The organism is uncultured Aquincola sp. (assembly GCF_964001545.1).
Taxonomy (GTDB): domain Bacteria; phylum Pseudomonadota; class Gammaproteobacteria; order Burkholderiales; family Burkholderiaceae_C; genus Aquincola.
The window spans coordinates 1-16,789 of the sequence record NZ_CAXFDV010000390.1 but is presented as its reverse complement, the minus strand read 5'-3'; the positions used below and the strand labels follow the sequence as shown (position 1 = coordinate 16,789).

Annotated in this window: 16 protein-coding genes, 1 tRNA gene and 1 riboswitch; of the genes, 9 read left to right on the top strand and 8 right to left on the bottom strand. The window is 70.6% G+C overall.

What is annotated here, in order from left to right:
* Together ABNT58_RS13560 and ABNT58_RS13555 are read right to left on the bottom strand one after the other, a co-directional pair.
* Positions 1 to 491, bottom strand: a 491-nt coding sequence (locus ABNT58_RS13560) for a pyridoxamine 5'-phosphate oxidase family protein (protein ID WP_348753998.1), incomplete at its 3' end; no start/stop codon positions are given.
* 122 nt (positions 492 to 613) lie between these two features.
* Entirely contained in the window at positions 614 to 1,198 is a 585-nt protein-coding gene (locus tag ABNT58_RS13555) for a c-type cytochrome (RefSeq protein WP_348753997.1), read from the bottom strand.
* Between the two features lie 150 nt (positions 1,199 to 1,348).
* On the opposite strand from ABNT58_RS13555, the gene ABNT58_RS13550 reads away from it, so the two are divergent.
* Positions 1,349 to 1,424: transfer RNA gene (locus ABNT58_RS13550), tRNA-Arg, on the top strand.
* Positions 1,425 to 1,496: 72 nt separating this feature from the next.
* Here the strand turns inward: ABNT58_RS13550 and ABNT58_RS13545 are convergent.
* Positions 1,497 to 4,118, bottom strand: coding sequence for a S53 family peptidase (locus ABNT58_RS13545; RefSeq protein WP_348753996.1), 2,622 nt, complete (start codon positions 4,116 to 4,118; stop codon positions 1,497 to 1,499).
* A 70-nt stretch (positions 4,119 to 4,188) separates the two neighbouring features.
* Positions 4,189 to 4,275: riboswitch (cyclic di-GMP riboswitch) on the bottom strand.
* A 133-nt stretch (positions 4,276 to 4,408) separates the two neighbouring features.
* Here ABNT58_RS13545 and ABNT58_RS13540 point away from each other — a divergent pair.
* Positions 4,409 to 5,503 carry a septal ring lytic transglycosylase RlpA family protein gene (locus tag ABNT58_RS13540; RefSeq protein WP_348753995.1) on the top strand — a complete coding sequence of 365 codons (1,095 nt, stop codon included), beginning with the start codon at positions 4,409 to 4,411 and terminating at the stop codon, positions 5,501 to 5,503.
* 18 nt (positions 5,504 to 5,521) lie between these two features.
* On the opposite strand, the gene ABNT58_RS13535 is transcribed toward ABNT58_RS13540, so the two are convergent.
* The gene (locus ABNT58_RS13535; RefSeq protein WP_348753999.1) at positions 5,522 to 6,295 is read right to left on the bottom strand and encodes an SDR family oxidoreductase; all 774 of its coding nucleotides are present in this window, start codon (positions 6,293 to 6,295) and stop codon (positions 5,522 to 5,524) included.
* 100 nt (positions 6,296 to 6,395) lie between these two features.
* On the opposite strand from ABNT58_RS13535, the gene ABNT58_RS13530 reads away from it, so the two are divergent.
* Genes ABNT58_RS13530 through ABNT58_RS13510 form a run of 5 tightly spaced genes read left to right on the top strand, consistent with a single transcriptional unit; the run spans position 6,396 to position 11,749 of the window.
* The gene (locus tag ABNT58_RS13530) at positions 6,396 to 7,421 is read left to right on the top strand and encodes an ABC transporter substrate-binding protein (protein ID WP_348753994.1); all 1,026 of its coding nucleotides are present in this window, start codon (positions 6,396 to 6,398) and stop codon (positions 7,419 to 7,421) included.
* Positions 7,418 to 8,242 (top strand): ABC transporter ATP-binding protein, encoded by an 825-nt coding sequence (locus ABNT58_RS13525; protein WP_348753993.1) that lies wholly within the window; start codon positions 7,418 to 7,420, stop codon positions 8,240 to 8,242. The genes ABNT58_RS13530 and ABNT58_RS13525 overlap by 4 nt, the downstream gene beginning before the upstream one ends.
* Positions 8,242 to 9,045, top strand: coding sequence for an ABC transporter permease (locus ABNT58_RS13520; protein ID WP_348753992.1), 804 nt, complete (start codon positions 8,242 to 8,244; stop codon positions 9,043 to 9,045). Before ABNT58_RS13525 ends, ABNT58_RS13520 begins: the two co-directional genes overlap by 1 nt.
* A 27-nt stretch (positions 9,046 to 9,072) precedes the next feature.
* Positions 9,073 to 11,040, top strand: a complete 1,968-nt coding sequence (locus tag ABNT58_RS13515) for a PhoX family phosphatase (protein ID WP_348753991.1) — start codon at positions 9,073 to 9,075, stop codon at positions 11,038 to 11,040.
* A 31-nt stretch (positions 11,041 to 11,071) separates the two neighbouring features.
* Positions 11,072 to 11,749 (top strand): YecA family protein, encoded by a 678-nt coding sequence (locus tag ABNT58_RS13510; RefSeq protein ID WP_348753990.1) that lies wholly within the window; start codon positions 11,072 to 11,074, stop codon positions 11,747 to 11,749.
* A gap of 13 nt (positions 11,750 to 11,762) precedes the next feature.
* Here ABNT58_RS13510 and ABNT58_RS13505 read toward each other — a convergent pair whose 3' ends face one another.
* Both ABNT58_RS13505 and ABNT58_RS13500 read right to left on the bottom strand, forming a co-directional pair.
* A complete protein-coding gene (locus ABNT58_RS13505) occupies positions 11,763 to 13,028 on the bottom strand; it encodes an Hsp70 family protein (RefSeq protein ID WP_348753989.1) in 1,266 nt (421 codons plus the stop codon).
* Between the two features lie 41 nt (positions 13,029 to 13,069).
* On the bottom strand, positions 13,070 to 13,687 hold the full coding sequence (locus tag ABNT58_RS13500) for a LysE/ArgO family amino acid transporter (protein ID WP_348753988.1): 618 nt from the start codon (positions 13,685 to 13,687) through the stop codon (positions 13,070 to 13,072).
* A 75-nt stretch (positions 13,688 to 13,762) separates the two neighbouring features.
* Between ABNT58_RS13500 and ABNT58_RS13495 the strand changes: the two genes are divergently transcribed.
* Positions 13,763 to 14,698 carry a LysR family transcriptional regulator ArgP gene (locus tag ABNT58_RS13495; protein WP_348753987.1) on the top strand — a complete coding sequence of 312 codons (936 nt, stop codon included), beginning with the start codon at positions 13,763 to 13,765 and terminating at the stop codon, positions 14,696 to 14,698.
* A gap of 204 nt (positions 14,699 to 14,902) precedes the next feature.
* Entirely contained in the window at positions 14,903 to 15,112 is a 210-nt protein-coding gene (locus tag ABNT58_RS13490; protein ID WP_348753986.1) for a hypothetical protein, read from the top strand.
* On the opposite strand, the gene ABNT58_RS13485 is transcribed toward ABNT58_RS13490, so the two are convergent.
* Positions 15,113 to 15,895, bottom strand: a complete 783-nt coding sequence (locus ABNT58_RS13485) for a metallophosphoesterase (protein ID WP_348753985.1) — start codon at positions 15,893 to 15,895, stop codon at positions 15,113 to 15,115. It lies immediately after the preceding gene.
* 17 nt (positions 15,896 to 15,912) lie between these two features.
* Positions 15,913 to 16,629 (bottom strand): UPF0149 family protein, encoded by a 717-nt coding sequence (locus tag ABNT58_RS13480; RefSeq protein WP_348753984.1) that lies wholly within the window; start codon positions 16,627 to 16,629, stop codon positions 15,913 to 15,915.
* Positions 16,630 to 16,789: the final 160 nt, after the last annotated feature.

The following is a 16,789-nucleotide window of genomic DNA, read 5'->3' as shown; positions in this document are numbered from 1 at the left end:
TCGCCCATGCCGGTGGGCGGGTTGCCGGTGACGGCGGCCTTGGCCATCTTGAACAGCTGGGTCAGCTTGTTTTCCTTCACGTCCCAGTAGTCGGCGTGCACGATGTCCACGCGCACCAGGGCCAGGTCGGGGTCGGTCGGGCCGCCCGGGAACCAGGCTTCGGCCATCTTGCTCCACAGCTGCTCGGCGCGGGCGCGGTCTTCCACCACGCGGGCGATGCCCGAGACGGACACGTACGAGTCCTTGTCGGTATCGGCATAGGCCACGTTGACGTTGGTGTCGCTGCTGATGTCGGCCACCGGCTCGCTCTTGCGCGACATGAAGAACCACAGCGTGTTGTCCTCGTTGATGGACTTGTTCTGCGTGGTCATCGGCCGCGAGTGCAGGTGGCCGTTGTCATGCTGGGTGGTGAACATCGCAAAGCGGATGTCCTTGATCAGCGACCAGAGGTGTTCGCGTTGCTTCTCCGGGGTCTCGTGTTCTTGCGCCATGTCTGCTCCTTGGGCTGTTGGAGCTTCAGCTTCGGCAAACCCCGTTCCTGCACGGCCATGAAAAAGGCCGGTCATGCGACCGGCCTTTTTCATCCTGGTCCGCGCGCCCTGCGGCGCCGCGGTCAGTTCGAAGCGGCGGAAGCCGGCGCTTCGGCGGCGGCGCCGGAAGCGGCACCCGCGGGGGCCATCGCCGGCTCTTTCAGGTTGCCACCGCCCTTGTTGGCCATGTAGACCACGGCGCGGCCGATCTCGAAGTCGGTGAAATCGCCACCGCCTTGCGCGCCCATGTTGCCCTTGCCGTGCAGCGCCGAATTGAGCAGCGCCTCATAGCCGGTGGACACGCGCGGCGCCCAGGCGGCGGTGTCGCCCAGCTTCGGCGCGCCGGCCGCGCCGGTGGCGTGGCAGGCCGCGCACTGCGCGTTGAACACCTGTTCGCCGGTCTTCATCGCGGCGGGGTCGGCCAGGTCCTTGATCTCGACCGTGCCCACCGGCTGGATGCGGCGCGCGACGGCTTCTTCAGCCAGCAAGTCGGTGCCCGCACCCGGCTTGTTGAAGCCCGCCACGTAGGTGGCCAGCAGCACGATGAGGAAGATGGGGATCAGGAACGAAAACACCACCGTCACGACCAATTGCTTGGGCGTCTTGATGGGGCCCTCGTGCGGCATGTCGTGCGGGTCGTTGATGACGGGCTTGTGTGCGTCGCTCATGCATTCCTCGGGTAGCGGCAGCGGATCGAGTGCGTGCCGGGCACGCAAAACCCCCGAAGTATAGGGGCCACGTTGCTGCCCCGCCTTTCATGGCTTGCCCGCACCTGCCTGGAAGGCCATCTGGCGAGTCAAGGCTACAATCCGCGTTTGGCGCCCGTAGCTCAGTGGATAGAGTATTGGCCTCCGAAGCCAAGGGTCGCTGGTTCGATCCCAGCCGGGCGCGCCACCTGCCGACAGCGGCCTGCATGTGCAGGCCGCTTTCTTTTTGGTCGGATGGATCAGGGCCTCACGGCCCGGCTCACTGCGCCGTGATGGTCACCGGCACATTGGCCGTGGCGCTTTGCCCGGTGGAATCCATCACCACCACCTTCAGGTTGTAGCTGCCGGCCACCGGCTTGGCCCAGCTGGCCGTGAGCGTCAGGCCGCTGGCCGAGAAGGTCATGCCCATGGGCACGCCCGAGATGGACACCGACAGTGCGGTGGCGCCCGGCGCGCTGATGGCGATGCTGCCGCTGACCGGCCTGCCCGCCACGCCGTTGATGGCCGCTGCGGTGATGGTGGGGCCGGGGACCGCGATCTTCACCGTGATCACGCCCTGGCCGGTAAGGCCGGTCTTGCTGTCCTTGGCGATGACCGTGACCGCGTAGGTGCCCAGCACCGGGCTGGCCCAGCTGATGAGGCCGGTGCTGCCGATGCCCATGCCCGCCGGCGCGCCCGCCAGGCTGTAGGTCACCGGGTTGCTGGCCGTGACGCTGGCACTGAAGCTCAGCGCCACGCCCGGCTTGCCGGTGATGGTGGTGCTCGCCACCGAAGGCGCCAGCGCCGGGGCGATGACCACCGTGACCACGCCCTTGCCGCTGAGGCCGGTGACGTTGTCCTTGGCGTTGACCGTGACCGCATAGGTGCCGGCCACCGGCGTGGCCCAGCTCACTGCGCCGTTGCTGGCGCCGATGACCATGCCCGCCGGCGCGCCGCTGAGCGAGTAGCTGACGGCATTGGCCGAGGTGGCCGCGACGCTGAAGGCCAGCGCGCTGCCCACGCGGCCGTTGACCGTGGTGCTGGTGACCACCGGGGGCAGCGGCGCCTCGATCTTGATGCTGTAGACGCCCTGGCCGCTGAGGCCGGTGACGCTGTCCTTGGCCACCACGGTGACGGCATAGGTGCCGACCACCGGCGCGGGCCAGCTCACGGCGCCGTTGCTGCCGATGACCATGCCGCCGGGCGCGCCGGTCAGACCATAGGTCAGTGCATTGCTGCCGCTGGCCGAGACGGTGAAGGTGAGCGGCGTGCCCACCTTGCCGGTGATGCTGGCCGGCGTGACCACCGGCGCGGGCGCGGTGCTGGCGCTGCCGGCCAGCGTACCCAGCAGCGACGACACGTTGGGCGTGCCCAGGCCGGTGGCCGGGTCGTAGCCCACACGGGCATAGCAGATGGTGCAGGTGCCATGGCTGCCGCTGGTGACGTCGGCAAAGGCCGAGGCGTAGGTGCCCGGCACCGTCGCCACCGGGCCGTACAGCGTGGCATGTGCCGCGCCGATCACGGCCTTGCCGGCCTGCTTGCGCATGGCGTTGGCTGCGGCGATCACGCCCGCCCACTGCGGCGTCGAGAGGCTGGTGCCGCCCGCGCTGATCCAGTTCACCGTGCTGCTGCCAGGCTGCATCACCGCCACGTACTGTCCGGTGGAGGGGTTGGCATTGAAGGCGACGTCGGCCACGTTGCGGCGGGCCACGGTGCCCAGGCCGGGCACGGCCGCCGTCTGGTAGGCCGGCACGGCGGTATAGGCGCTCATGCCGCCGCCGGTGCCGGACCACACCACCTCCTGGCGGCTGCCGCTGCCGGTGTAGGTGAGCGAGGTGCCGCCCACCGCCAGCACCTTGGGCGAGACCGACGGCCACGAGACCGCCGCGCCCGAGTCGCCGGTGGCGGCCAGGTAGGTCATGCCGGTGCCGGTGAAGGCGCTGTCGACCGATGCGGTGTAGCTGCCTTCGTTGGCACCGAAGCTCATCGACACCACACCCGGGCCCATGGCATTGGCCAGACGCACTGCGGCCAGCAGGTTGTTGAGCGAAGCATCGGGCGCCTCGATCAAGACGATGCGCGCCAGCGGCGCGGTGGCATGCGCCCACTGCACGTCCAGCGCGATCTCGGTGGCCCAACCCGCGTCGTAAGCCGGTGCGGTGCTCGTCATGCCGCCGGCAGCGGTGCTGTACACCACCGACAGCTCGCACGCCGCCGCGGCCGGTGCCGGCAGCGGCAGGCTGGCGGTGGGCGCGATGGCCTTGGTGGTGCAGCCCGGCAGGCCGAACTTCTGGTTGAAGGCCGCCAGCTCGGCCACGACGTTGGGGTTGTGGTTGGCGTTGACGATGTAGATCGTCTGCCCTGCGCCCAGCTGCGCTGCCTGCGTGGCCGTGGGCGTGGTGCCGGCTGCGGGCAGCGGCGGCAGGCCGTAAGCGGCGCGGATCTGCGCGGGCGAATAGGTGGACACCGCGGTGCTGCCGGCCAGCGGCGTGGCCGTGCCGTCGTTGCTGGCGCTATCGGCCGACGCACGCGGCGCCGACAAGGCCTGGCTGCGACGCGCGCCTTGCAGCGCCTGCACCGTCAGCCGCGCGGTGCCCAGCGCCTGCTGGCCTTCGGGCACCTGCTGCACGCGCGGGCCGCGACGGGCCGAGGCGGCATGGTCGTGGGCATCGCGGTCATCGGGTTCGTCCAGCAGCACCGGCGCCACATGGAAGGCAGGCTTGGCCACTACCAGCGCGTCGGCATCGGGCAGCGTGTCCGATTGCAGCGCCAGGGTGGTGATGCCGGTGGCCAGCGGGGCCGCGGCCGATACGCTGGTGCTGGCAGGGGAATCGCCGCCACCGCCGCCGCAGGCGGAAAGCAGCGCGGCCATGCAGGCGGAGAGGAGGAAGGTGTGTTTCATGCGAAGCCTCGGCAGTAAGGTGCAGCCAGGGCGACGCCATGCGGCCATCCGCCTGTACGCCAGGCGGTCGGTCGGCAACCCCGCTGCCATGGCGCTTGCGCGCGGTAGGCCGGTGGCTTTGCGTCCCCGCCTTTCGACGGGTTTGCCCTGAAGGCCTCCACCATAAGGGGGAAGGCCGTCGGGCACGCGTTAAAGAAGTCATGAAAGCGGCGCCCGCTCATTTGTGATTGACTGCAAGCGGTTGCAAGTGGCGTGACGGGCGGCGCGTGGGTTCCTCGACAATCCGCGCCATGTCCACGCCCTCCTTGCCCTTGCAGACCCGGCCCGTTGCAGCCACCTGGCTGCCGGCCACGGTGGCGTGGGCGGCGCTGCTGCTGGCCGGCTGCGCCAGCGGCCCCAAGGGGCCCGGCGGCTGGCCCGACAAGGACGGCCCCGACCCCAACCCGCCGCCCAACCTGATGAGCGTGCCCGACGCCGAGCCGCGGGTGGAGATGATCCGCACCGGCGGGCCCAACAAGCCCTACGAGGTGCTGGGCCGCAGCTATGTGCCCATCACCAGCGATTCACCGGTGATGCAGGTGGGGCTGGCCTCGTGGTACGGCCGCAAGTTCCACGGCAAGCCCACGGCCAGTGGCGAGCTGTACAACATGTACTCGATGACGGCGGCGCATCCCACGCTGCCCATTCCCAGCTACGCGCGGGTGCGCAACCCCGCCAATGGCAAGGAAGTGATCGTGCGGGTGAACGACCGCGGACCCTTCCACAGCACGCGGGTGATCGACCTGAGCTACACCGCGGCGCTGAAGCTGGGCCTGTTGCGCGGGGTGGCGCCGGTGCAGCTGGAGCGGCTGACCAACGACGAGATACGCGTCGGCACCTGGCGCCGGCCGCAGCCGGACGAGACCCTGCTGGCGGCCGCGCCGCCCGCGGGCACCACGGCGGTGGTGCAGGCCAATGCGGCGGTAGCGCCTGCTGCTGCAGCCGCTCCGGCGGCTGCCACTGCGGCGCCGCCAGCAGCGGCCACGCCCTCCCCTGCGCCCGCCAACGGCACGGTCGTCGCTGCGGTGGCCCTGCCCGCCGCGCCCGCGCCCGAACCGGCGACGCAGCTGCCGCTGACGCAGGAAACCGCTCCGGCCCGCGTGCCGGGCGCGGTGGGCTTCTGGGTGCAGCTGGGCGCCTTCAAGGCGCACGACAGCGCGGTGACGCTGCAGCGCCGGGTGATGGCCGAGCTGGACATGCTGTCACCGCTGCTGGCCATCTTCAACGAAGGCGCGGTGCACCGGCTGCAGGCCGGACCCTATGCCACGCGCGACGATGCGGCCCAGGTGGCGCAGCGGCTGAGGACCACGCTGCAACTGGCGCCCATCATCGTTCAGCGACGCTGATCCATAGAACGGCCCGGCTCAGCGCCCGCCCGCCACGTCCACGATGGCGCCGGTGGTGTAGCTGGCGTCTTCCGACAGCAGCCACACGATGGCCGCAGCGATCTCATCCGCGCGGCCGGGGCGCTGCATCGGAATCAGCGCGCTGGAGGTATGCGCCCGGTCGGGCCAGCCGCCCGAGGCATGGATGTCGGTGTCGATGATGCCGGGCCGCACCGCGTTCACGCGGATGCCCTCCAGCGCCACCTCGCGCGCCAGGCCCACGGTGAAGGTGTCGATCGCGCCCTTGCTGGCCGCATAGTCCACGTACCAGCCCGGCGCGCCCAGCACCGCCGCCTTGCTCGACAGGTTGACGATGGCGCCACCCCGGCCGCCGCCGGCCTGGCGTGCGGCCTCGGTGGCGTGCACCGTGCTCATGCGGCGCACCGCCTCGCGCGCGCACACGAAGCTGCCGACGATGTTGGTGTTGAACATGCGCTGTAGCCGCTGCACCGTCATGTCGGCCACGCGCTGGTTCTCGGCCACCACGCCGGCGTTGTTCACCAGCGCACCCAGCGGGCCCAAGGCAGCATCCACCGCCTCGAACATCGCCAGCACCTGGGCCTCATCGGCCACGTCGGCCTGCACCGGCAGCGCGCGCCGGCCCAGGGCGGTGATCTGGGCGCACACGGCGGCGGCGGCCTGCGCGTCGCGGGCGTAGTTCACCGCCACGTCCCAGCCCTGCTGCGCGCAGCGCAATGCGGTGGCCGCGCCGATGCCGCGGCTGCCGCCAGTGACCAGCACCACCCGCGGCACCCCCGGGGCAACCCCACTTGTGTAGACAACTTGGGCGTTCATCGGCCCATCATGACATGCGCTTGGGTACAGTGGGCCGCAACCACACAGGAGACAAACGATGCTGTACAGACGGTCGTTCCTGGGCGCTGCCAGCCTGCTGGCCCTGCCCGCCACCTTGCGTGCGCAGGCACTGGAAAAGCCCAAGCTCACGCTGGCCGTGGGCGGCAAGAACCTGCTGTACTACCTGCCGCTGACCATCGCCGAGCAGCTGGGCTACTTCAAGGCCGAAGGGCTGGACGTGTCCATCGTCGATTTCGCCGGCGGCTCGCAGGCCTTGCGCGCGGTGGTGGGCGGCAGCGCGGACGTGGTCTCGGGCGCGTTCGAGCACACCATCAACATGCAGGTCAAGGGCCAGAAGCTGCGCGCCTTCGTGCTGCAGGGCCGGGCGCCGCAGATCGTGCTGGGCGTCAACCCCAAGACCATGCCCAACTTCAGGTCGGTGGCCGACCTGAAGGGCAAGAAGATCGGCGTCACCGCGCCGGGCAGCAGCACCAACGTGATGACGAACTTCGTGCTGGCCAAGGCCGGCCTGAAGCCTTCGGACGTGAGCATCATCGGCGTGGGTGCCACGCAGGGCGCGGTGGCGGCCATGCGCAGCGGCCAGATCGACGCCATCAGCAACCTCGACCCGGTGATCACGCTGCTGCAGCGCTCGGGCGATTTGAAGATCGTGTCGGACACCCGCATCGTGGCCGAGGCCGACAAGGTGTTCGGCGGCCCGATGCCCGCGGCCTGCCTGTACGCGCCGCAGAGCTTCATCGACAAGAACCCCCTCACCACGCAGGCGCTGGCCAATGCCATCGTGCGGGCCGACAAGTGGATACAGGCCGCCGGGCCCAACGACATCATCAAGACGGTGCCCGAGGCGTTTTTGCTGGGCGACCGCGCGGTGTACATCGACGCCTTCCTGGCGGCCAAGGGTGCCTTGTCGCCCGACGGCCTGGTGCCCGACAAGGGCCCCGAGACGGCGCAGCGCGCGCTGGCCAGCATCGATGCCGAAGTGGCCAAGGCCAGCATCGACCTGCAAGCGGTGTTCACCAACGACTTCGCGCGCAAGGCCAACCAGAAGTACCCCAGGGCATGACGGCCGACGCCACCGTGCCGGCCCTGCACCTGGCCGGCGTGGCCTGCACCTTCATCAGCAAGGACGATCGCAGCCAGCGCTACACCGCGGTGCGCGACGTCACGCTGACGGTGGGCGCGGGCGAGTTCGTCTCGGTCGTTGGCCCCACCGGCTGCGGCAAGAGCACGCTGCTGAACATGGCTGCCGGCCTGCTGCAGCCCAGTGCCGGCAGCGTGCAGGTTTTCGGCCAGCCGCTCGCCGGCATCAACCGCCGCGCGGGCTACATGTTCCAGGCCGAAAGCCTGATGCCCTGGCGCACTGCGCTGGCCAACGTGATGGCGGGGCTGGAGTTCCGCGGCGTGGCCGATGCCCGCACGCAGGCCGAAGCCTGGTTGCGGCGTGTGGGCCTGGGCGGCTTCGGCGACCGCTACCCGCACCAGCTGTCGGGCGGCATGCGCAAGCGCGTGAGCCTGGCGCAGACGCTGGCGCTCGACCCCGACATCATCCTGATGGACGAGCCCTTTTCCGCGCTGGACGTGCAGACGCGCCAGCTGATGGAAAACGAGGTGCTGGACCTGTGGGCCGCCAAGCGCAAAGCGGTGCTGTTCATCACCCACGACCTGGACGAAGCCATCGCGATGAGCGACCGCGTGGTGGTGCTGTCGGCCGGCCCGGCGGCGCACCCGATCGGCGAATTCAGCATCGACCTCGAGCGCCCGCGCGACGTGGCCGAGGTGCGCACCACGCCGCGCTTCGTGGAACTGCACAAGGCCATCTGGGACGTGCTGCGCGAAGAGGTGCTCAAGGGCTATGCCCAGCAATTGCAGAAAGGGGCGGCCTGATGCGCCATGTACGCCTGTGGCAGGCCCTGGTGCTGGTCGGCGTGTTCGTGCTGTGGTGGGCGCTGACCACGCCGGGGCTGATTCCGCCGCTGCTGTTCGACAACGACCGCCAGGCCGCCTTCTTCTTCGGTGAGCCGGTGAAGGTGCTGGGCCGGGTGTGGGACTGGTTCTTCGTCAGTGCCGACATCTACCACCACCTGGGCATCACGCTGCTGGAAACGGTGCTGGCCTTCGGCCTGGGCACGCTGATGGGCCTGGGCTGCGGCCTGTGGCTGGCGCTCAGCCCGCTGGCCGCCGCCATCCTCGACCCGTACATCAAGGCGCTGAACTCGATGCCGCGGGTGATCCTGGCGCCCATCTTCGCGGTGTGGTTCGGCCTGGGCGTGGCCAGCAAGGTGGCGCTGGGCATCACGCTGGTGTTTTTCATCGTGTTCTTCAACGTGTACCAGGGTGTGAAGGAAGTGAGCCCGGTGGTGCTGGCCAATGCCCGCATGCTGGGCGCCAGCCAGCGCCAGCTGCTGCGCCATGTGTACCTGCCCAGCGCCACCAGCTGGGTGTTCAGTTCGCTGCACACCTCGGTGGGCCTGGCCTTCGTGGGCGCGGTGGTGGGCGAGTACCTGGGCTCTTCGCAGGGCGTGGGCTACCTCATCCTGCAGGCCGAAGGCGCCTTCGACATCAACACGGTGATGGCCGGCATCCTGGTGCTCACGGCGTTTGCGCTGGTGCTGGACGGGCTGGTGGGCCGCATCGAGCGCCGGCTGATGAAGTGGCAGCCGCGCACCGGCGAAACCGAGAAACTCTGAGCCCGCAGCACTGAGGAGGACGCCGCCATGGCCAAGAACTTCGACGAGATGGAGGACAGCAACCGCTCCGGCAACCCGAGCATCCATGAGGTGTCGGACCCGGCCCGGCGGCTGTGGCTGCGTGGCGGCGCGGGCGCGGCGGTGGCGGGCTGGTTCGGGCCTTCGCTGGCGGCCTTGGGCGGCCTGGGCGCGCTGGCGGGCTGCGCCACCGCGCCGGGTGCGAGCAGCAGTGCAGCACCGGGCGGCTCGCGCCTGGGCTTCACGGCGGTGCCGCCCTCCAAGGCCGACACGCTGGTGGTGCCCGAGGGTTATGTGGCCGAGGTCATCGCGCCCTGGGGTGAGCCCATCGGCGTGCCGGGCCGCATGCCGGCCTGGCGCCGCGACGCCGGCAACAGCGCCGACGAGCAGGCGGTGCAGACGGGCATGCACCACGACGGCATGCAGTTCTATCCGCTGGAAGGCTCATCGACCCACGGCCTGCTGGTGATGAACCATGAGTACACCGACGAAGGCCTGCTGCACGGCCCGGGCGCGTCGGCCGACAGCCCGGCGGGTGTGCGCAAGTCGCAGGCTTCGCACGGCGTCTCGGTGATCGAGGTCGAATTGAAGGACGGCCGCTGGCAGATGGTGCGGCCCAGCCGGCTGGCGCGGCGCTTCACCGCGTTCACGCCTTTCCGCGTGAGCGGCCCGGCGGCCGGCCATGCCTTGATGCGCACTGCCTTCGATCCCGAAGGCCGCACCGTGCTGGGCACGCTGAACAACTGCGCCAGCGGGCGCACACCCTGGGGCACCTACCTGTCGGGCGAAGAGAACTTCGCCTTCTACTTCAGCGGCGGCGAGCAGACCACGAAAGACCAGGCCCGCTGGGGCCTGCCCAAGAAGGCCTTCTACCCCTGGCCCAACCACGACGCGCGCTTCGACGCCAGCCGCCACCCCAACGAGTTCCACCGCTTCGGCTGGGTGGTGGAAATCGACCCGATGGACCCGACCAGCACGCCGGTCAAGCGCACCGCGCTGGGCCGCGCCGCGCATGAAGGCGCCTGGGTGGCGGTGACGCGCGACGGCCGGGCCGTGGTGTATTCGGGCGAAGACGCACGCTTCGAGTACATCTACAAGTTCGTCAGCCGCGACCGCATCGCGCCGGCCGGCAACGGCCTGACCGCCGCCCAGGCCAACCGCGAGCTGCTGGACCACGGCACGCTGTACGTGGCCCGCTTCGACGCCGACGGCACCGGCCGCTGGCTGCCGCTGGTGCAGGGCCAAGGGCCGCTGACCGCCGCCAACGGCTTTGCCGACCAGGGCGAAGTGGTGATGAAGACCCGCCAGGCCAGCGACCTGCTGGGCGCCACCAGGATGGACCGGCCCGAGTGGCTGGCCATCGACAGCGACTCGCGCTGGGTGTACTGCACCCTCACCAATAACACCCAGCGCGGCCAGCCCGGCAGGCCCGGCCCCGACGCCGCCAACCCACGCGCCGAGAACGCGATGGGCCAGATCATCCGCTGGCAGGAAGACGGCGACTTCGACGGCGTGACGATGCGCTGGAACCACCTGCTGCTGACGGGCGACCCGGCCAACAGCCGGCCCGAGGCGCGCGGCAATGTGAAGGGCGACTTCTTCGGCTGCCCCGACGGCCTGATGTTCGACCGCCGCGGCGTGCTGTGGATACAGACCGACGCCCATGCCACGCAGATGAACAAGGGCGAGTTCGAGCGCATCGGCAACAACCAGATGCTGGCCTGCGACCTGGCCACCGGCGAGGTGCGGCGCTTTCTCACCGGGCCGGTGAACTGCGAGATCACCGGTGCGGCGATGACGCCCGACCAATCGACGCTGTTCATCAACATCCAGCACCCCGGCGAAACCCCGTCGGACATCAGCAAGCCCGATGCGCCGCAGCTGTATTCCAGCTGGCCCGACTACCAGCCCGACGGCCGGCCGCGTTCGGCCACCGTGGTGATCCGCCGGCGCGACGGCGGCGTGGTGGGCACCTGAGCAGCGCCGCCCGGCCGCGCGACAATCCGGCATGACCGCCGCCCCGCCCCTGACCGACGCCGAAGTCGCTGAACTCGACGGCCTGCTGGCCACGCTGCCCGAGCCGCTGGAACCGCTGGAGGCCAGCGCGCTCGACGGTTACCTGGTGGGCTTGCTGCTGCAGCCGCGGCCGGTGCCGCCCACGCGCTGGCTGCCCTACGTGCACGACGTGGAAGGCCGCCGCGCGCCGCCCGGCGTGCCGCTGGAGCGGCTACATGCGCTGGTGCTGCGCCGCCATGCCGAGCTGAATGCCGCCATTGACCAGCGCCAGTGGTTCGACCCCTGGCTGTTCGAGGCCGAGGAAGACGCCTCGCCATCGGAAGCGGTGATGCCCTGGGTGGCCGGCTTCGCCACCGCCATGTCGCTGTTTCCCGAGCTGATGGACGGGGACGATCCCGCGCTGCTGGAGCCGCTGGCCACGCTGTTCGCCCACCTCGACCCCGACGACCTGGAAGACGCCGACGAGCTGCTGGCCGAGATCGAGTCGCTGGAGCCGCCGACCGACATGACCGAGGCGGTCGACGGCCTGGTGCGCAGCACGCTCAAGCTGGCCGACGTGTCGCGGCCCAAGGCGGCGGCCCGTGCTGCCAAGCGCCCGGGCGGCGGCCGGCCCCGGCCGGGCGGCCCGCGGCCGTCGCAACGTCCGCGCGGCGGCAAGCCGCGCGGCTGACGGCCCGACCGGCTCAGCCGCCCCAGAGTCGCCGTGCGTGTTCGCCCAGGCCCTGGGCCACGCTCGCGAAACGGTCGCCCTTGACCCGCTGCGCGTTCGGAAACTCCGCCGCGATGCGGTCGGCCAGCGGCGCCAGGCCGGTGGAGCCGCCGGTGAAGTACAGCACGTCCACCTGATCGGGCCGCACGCCGGCCTCGCGCGCCGTCTGCACGCCCGCATCGACGATGCGCTGCAGATCGGCATCGAGCGCGCGCATCGCGGTGGCTTCGTCCAGCACGGCCTGCAGGCCCGGCTCGATGTCGTCCAGCGCCACCGGCGCGGCGCCGCCTTCGGCCACCGCGATCTTGGCCTCTTCGGCCTTGGCGGCCAGCGCATGGCCCAGGCGCAGGCTCACCGCGCGCATCAGCCGCTGATGCAGTTGCACGTCGCCGTAAAAGTCGCGCATGCGGCGCAGCTCGGCCACGCGGCCTGGGGCGTACACGGTGTTGATCAGGTGCCAGGTGGCCAGGTCGAAGTACACCTTGTTGGGCACTTCGCGCCCACCCGGCCCCAGGCTGCGGTAGCCCAGCAGCGGCAGGATGGCGGCCAGCTCCAGGTGGCGGTCGAAATCGGTGCCGGCGATGTGCACGCCGTGGTTGGCCAGCACGTCGTCCAGCCGCTCCAGCCGCTGGCGGCGCTCGGGGCCTACCCGCACCAGCGAGAAGTCGGAGGTGCCGCCGCCGATGTCGGCCACCATCACCAGGTGCTCGCGCTCGGCGGTGCGCTCGAAGTCGAAGGCGGCGGCGATGGGCTCGAGCTGGAAGCTCACGTCGGTGAAACCCACGCTGCGCGCCGCCCGCTCCAGCGAGGCCTGGGCCTGCGCGTCACGCTCGGCGTCGTCGTCGACGAAGGCCACCGGCCGGCCCAGCACCACCCTTTGCAGCGGCTCGCCGGCCGTTGCCTCGGCCAGCTGCTTCAGGTGGCGCAGGTAGTCGCCGATCACGTCCAGGTAGCGCACCGCCTTGCCGCCGCCCACGTCGGTGTGCTGGTCCACCAGGGTGGAGCCAAGCACGCTTTTCATCGAGCGCATCAGCCGGCCGTCCAGCCCGTCGATGTACGAGGCCAGCGCCACGCGGCCGTAGCTGCGCTCGGGCTCGCCGGGCTGGCCTTCTTCCACCGCGTAGAACACCGCGGTGGGCATGGTGCGTTGGCCAGGCTCCACCTCCACCAGGCCGGCGCCCGGCAAGGCGATGGCGGAATTGGACGTGCCGAAGTCGATGGCGCAGCCGGCTGGCTTCATGCGGGGCCCCTGGGCAAAAGGGGCGGGATTCTAGAGAGGCTTCAAAGCCCGGCCACCATCAGGGAGGCCGCGACGCTGAACATCACCAACGCCACGCCTGCATCCACCACCCGCCAGGTGGCCGGCCGCGCCAGCCACGGCGCCAGCGCCGCCGCGCCGTAGCCCAGGAGCATGAACCACAGCACCGAGGCGCTGCCCGCCCCTGCCGCAAACAGTGGCCGCGCCGCCGCCGGCTGCTGCGCCGCCACCGTGCCCACCAGCACCAGCGTGTCCAGGTACACGTGCGGGTTGAGGTAGGTCAGCGCCGCCGTGGTGCCCAGGGTGGCCGCCAGGCTCTGCGTCCGGGCGGCAGCCTGCAGCCCCTGCGCCGCCGGCCGCCAGGCGCGCCGCGCCGCCTGCCAGCCACACCAGGCCAGGAACAGCGCGCCGCCCCAGCGCAGCGCTTCCATCAGCCAGGGCAACTGCGTCAAGGCGCCACCCACGCCGAACACGCCCGCCATCACCAGCAGCACGTCGGAAGCGGCGCAAAAGGCCACCACCGGCCCCACATGCCGGCGCATCAGCCCCTGGCGCAGGATGAGCGCGTTCTGCGCGCCGATGGCGACGATGAGGCCGGCCATTAGCACGAAGCCGTTGAGAAAAGCGGGTGGGGTCAGCATGGCGCGCATGGTGCCGAAAACGACGCACGAATGAAGCAATGCTGAAGATCGATTATGCAAGTTAAGCTGCACTGCATGAACGCCTCCACTCTCGATCCGGCTGCACTGGCCTGCCTGGTGGCCCTGTCCGACACCGGCAGCTTCGCCGCCGCCGCGCAGCGGCTGGCCTTGACGCCTTCGGCCGTCTCCCAGCGCATGCGCGCGCTGGAAGCGCAATGGGGTCAGCCGCTGGTGGTGCGCACCCGGCCGCTGGACTTCACGCCTTCGGGCGCCGTGCTGCTGCGGCTGGCGCGGCAGTGGCAGTCGCTGGCGGCCGAGGCGGCGCGCCAGCTGGGCGCCGACGGCGCGCACGGTGAGCGGGTGCCCATCAGCGTGAACGCCGACAGCCTGGCCACCTGGGTGCTGCCCGCACTGGACGGCCTGATGCAGGAAGGCCTGACCGCCGGCCACGGCATCGACCTGCGGGTGGACGACCAGGACTTCACCCATGAAGCCCTGCGCGCCGGCACGGTGCTGGGCTGCGTGAGCAGCCTGGCCGAGCCCATGCACGGCTGCAGCGCCGAACGCCTGGGCGTGATGCGCTACCTGGCGGTGGCCAGTCCTGGCTTCGTGCGGCAGCAGCTGCCCCAGGGTCTGCGTGCCGCCGACCTGGCGCGCGTGCCGATGCTGGTGTTCAACCGCAAGGACAGCCTGGCCGCGCGCTGGGCGCAGCAGGCCTTCGGCCTGGCCGACCTGCGGCTGCGTGAGCGCCATGTGCCCGCCACCGATGCCTACCTGGAAGCGGCCGAGCGCGGCTGGGGCATCGCGATGGTGGCCGAGCTGCAGGCGAGGCCCGCCATCACGGCGGGCCGGCTGCAGCCGGTGGCGCCGCAGGTACCGGTGGACGTGGCGCTGTACTGGCACCAGTGGCAACTGGAAGGGCGCAGCGCACCGGCCGGTGGCGGCCGCAGCTTGCTGGCGCGCGTGGGTGCAGCCTTGAAGCAACACGCCGCGACGGTGTTGGCCCCCTGACACGCGGGTTCGCAGCATTGACACATGGCGCTGCCACGCTGGCGCCATCGCATTCGGCCGGGTCTGTGATGTCGTCGTTGCGCGACAGCGAGGCACCGTGGACGTGGGGGATGTGACGTGTGGCGCGATGACGTGGGATTCACGTTTCAGAAACATCGCGCTCAGATCGAAACTTGCTGTCACACACCCCGTGAGGCTGACGACATGAATGCCACCACCCGCTCGCTGCTGTTCCGTCGTTCCAAGAGGCTGGTGGCGCCGCGCCCGCTGGACCCGGCCGACATGGGCGCTGAGCTGGGCCTCAACCTGCGGCTGGAGCGCGATGCCGAAGAGGCGCTGCGCGCCCCGGTGCTGCAGGCCCGCAGCGGCAGTGGCATCGGCTGGATGGCGCTGCTGCAGCGCCGCCGCGCCTGATCAGCCGAACACCCGAATGGGCTTGAACGGGTCGAACCCGTCAGGCTCGTTTCTTTGAGCCAGGCCCCGCGCCTGGCACACCACCCGAGACACCCCGCCGCCAGGCCGTTGCACCGTGTAGTCGTGGCGGCAGTGCAGGTGCCCATGCAGCCACAGATCGGCCTGCACGATCAGGTCGTCGTCGGCATTGCAGAAGCTGGCCGTGCCGTTCTGCTGCCCGTAGCGCGGGTCGGCGCTGCGCAGGCTGGGCGCGAAATGCGTCACCACCACCGTCGCGTCCCAGCGGCCGTCGGCCGGTTCGGCCAGCGTGCGGGCCAGCCAGTCGCGGCAAGCCAGGGCTTCTTCCCGCACCGCAGGCGCATCGAACGGCCGGCCATGGATCGTGGCCTGCATCACCCGCTGGAAGTAGCTGCCGGCGCGCAATGCCTTGTCGCGGCGGGCCGGGCCGAACAGGTCGAAATCGCTCCAGCGCACGGTGCCTGCAAAACGCACGCGGCGGCCCTGCGCATCGGTCAGGATCACCGTGTCGCGTTCCAGCAGCGTGATGCCCACCGCGGCGCATTCGGTGCGCAATGCAGGCAAGGCCTCGGTCAGTTCGCGGCGGTCGAACTCATGGTTGCCGGCCACGAAGATCACCGGCACCGGCCAGCCTGCAAAGCGCTGCAGCGACTGCCAGCGGCTGTCCAGGTCGCCGGCCAGCACCAGCAGTTCGGCGCCCGGCGCGGGCTGCGGCTCGAAGCTTTCGCTCTCCAGGTGCAGGTCGGACAGCAGCTGCAGGTGCATCGCGCGCGGCTACCCGGTCAGCTGCGCCCGTGGCACTGCTTGAACTTCTTGCCGCTGCCGCAGGGGCAGGGATCGTTGCGGCCCACCTTGGGTTCGTCGCGGCGCACCGTCTCCACCTTGTAGCGGGCTTCGGCGGTCTGGTCCCAGAGGTCGTAGACCGCATGCACCAGGTCTTCGATGCCGGGGTCGATGTCGGCCAGCGGATGCTCGCGGTCCAGCGTGGCGACGATGTCCTTGTCTTCGTCGGTCTCGGGCGGCAGGTGGCGATAGAGGCGCGACAGGGCCAGCTGCACGCCGTCGTCGTCCAGCTCCAGCAGGCCGGGGAAACGCTCCTGCGCCCAGTGAAAGCCGGCCACCCAGGGCATCAGCGCGCGAGAGGCTTCGGACAGCTGCGGCTCGTACTCGCTCACCGGCGCCGAGCGGTCCAGGTCGACCACCAGCGGGTCGAACCAGCCATCGTCCACCAGCGCGGCATTGAGGGCGGCGTGGCGCCGCTCGATCAGCTGGCGGCAGCGCGCCAGCCAGTCCGGGTCGGTGCCCTCAGGCAGCGTACCCGTTTCCAGGTCGAAGATGGGCGGCAGCCATTCTTCGATGGGCACCAGGCGGGGCTGCACCAGCACGCCGCACAGGTAGCCGTCGAGCATGATCGCGTCGAGCGGCTCCGCCGGCTCGGGCGTCTGGGTCAGCAAGGTGTCCAGCTCGTCGAGCTCGGCGTCGGTCAGGTCGAGTTTCATGCCCCGATTGTCGCCGCTGCTCAAAAAGCAAAAGGGCGGTGCTGGTGCACCGCCCTGTTCTTGGCTGCGGCGGGCGCAAGGCCCGCGTGCCTGGCGATCAGGCCGAGCGACGGCGACGGGCCATGAAGCCCACGGCGCCCAGGCCGGCCAGCATCAGCGC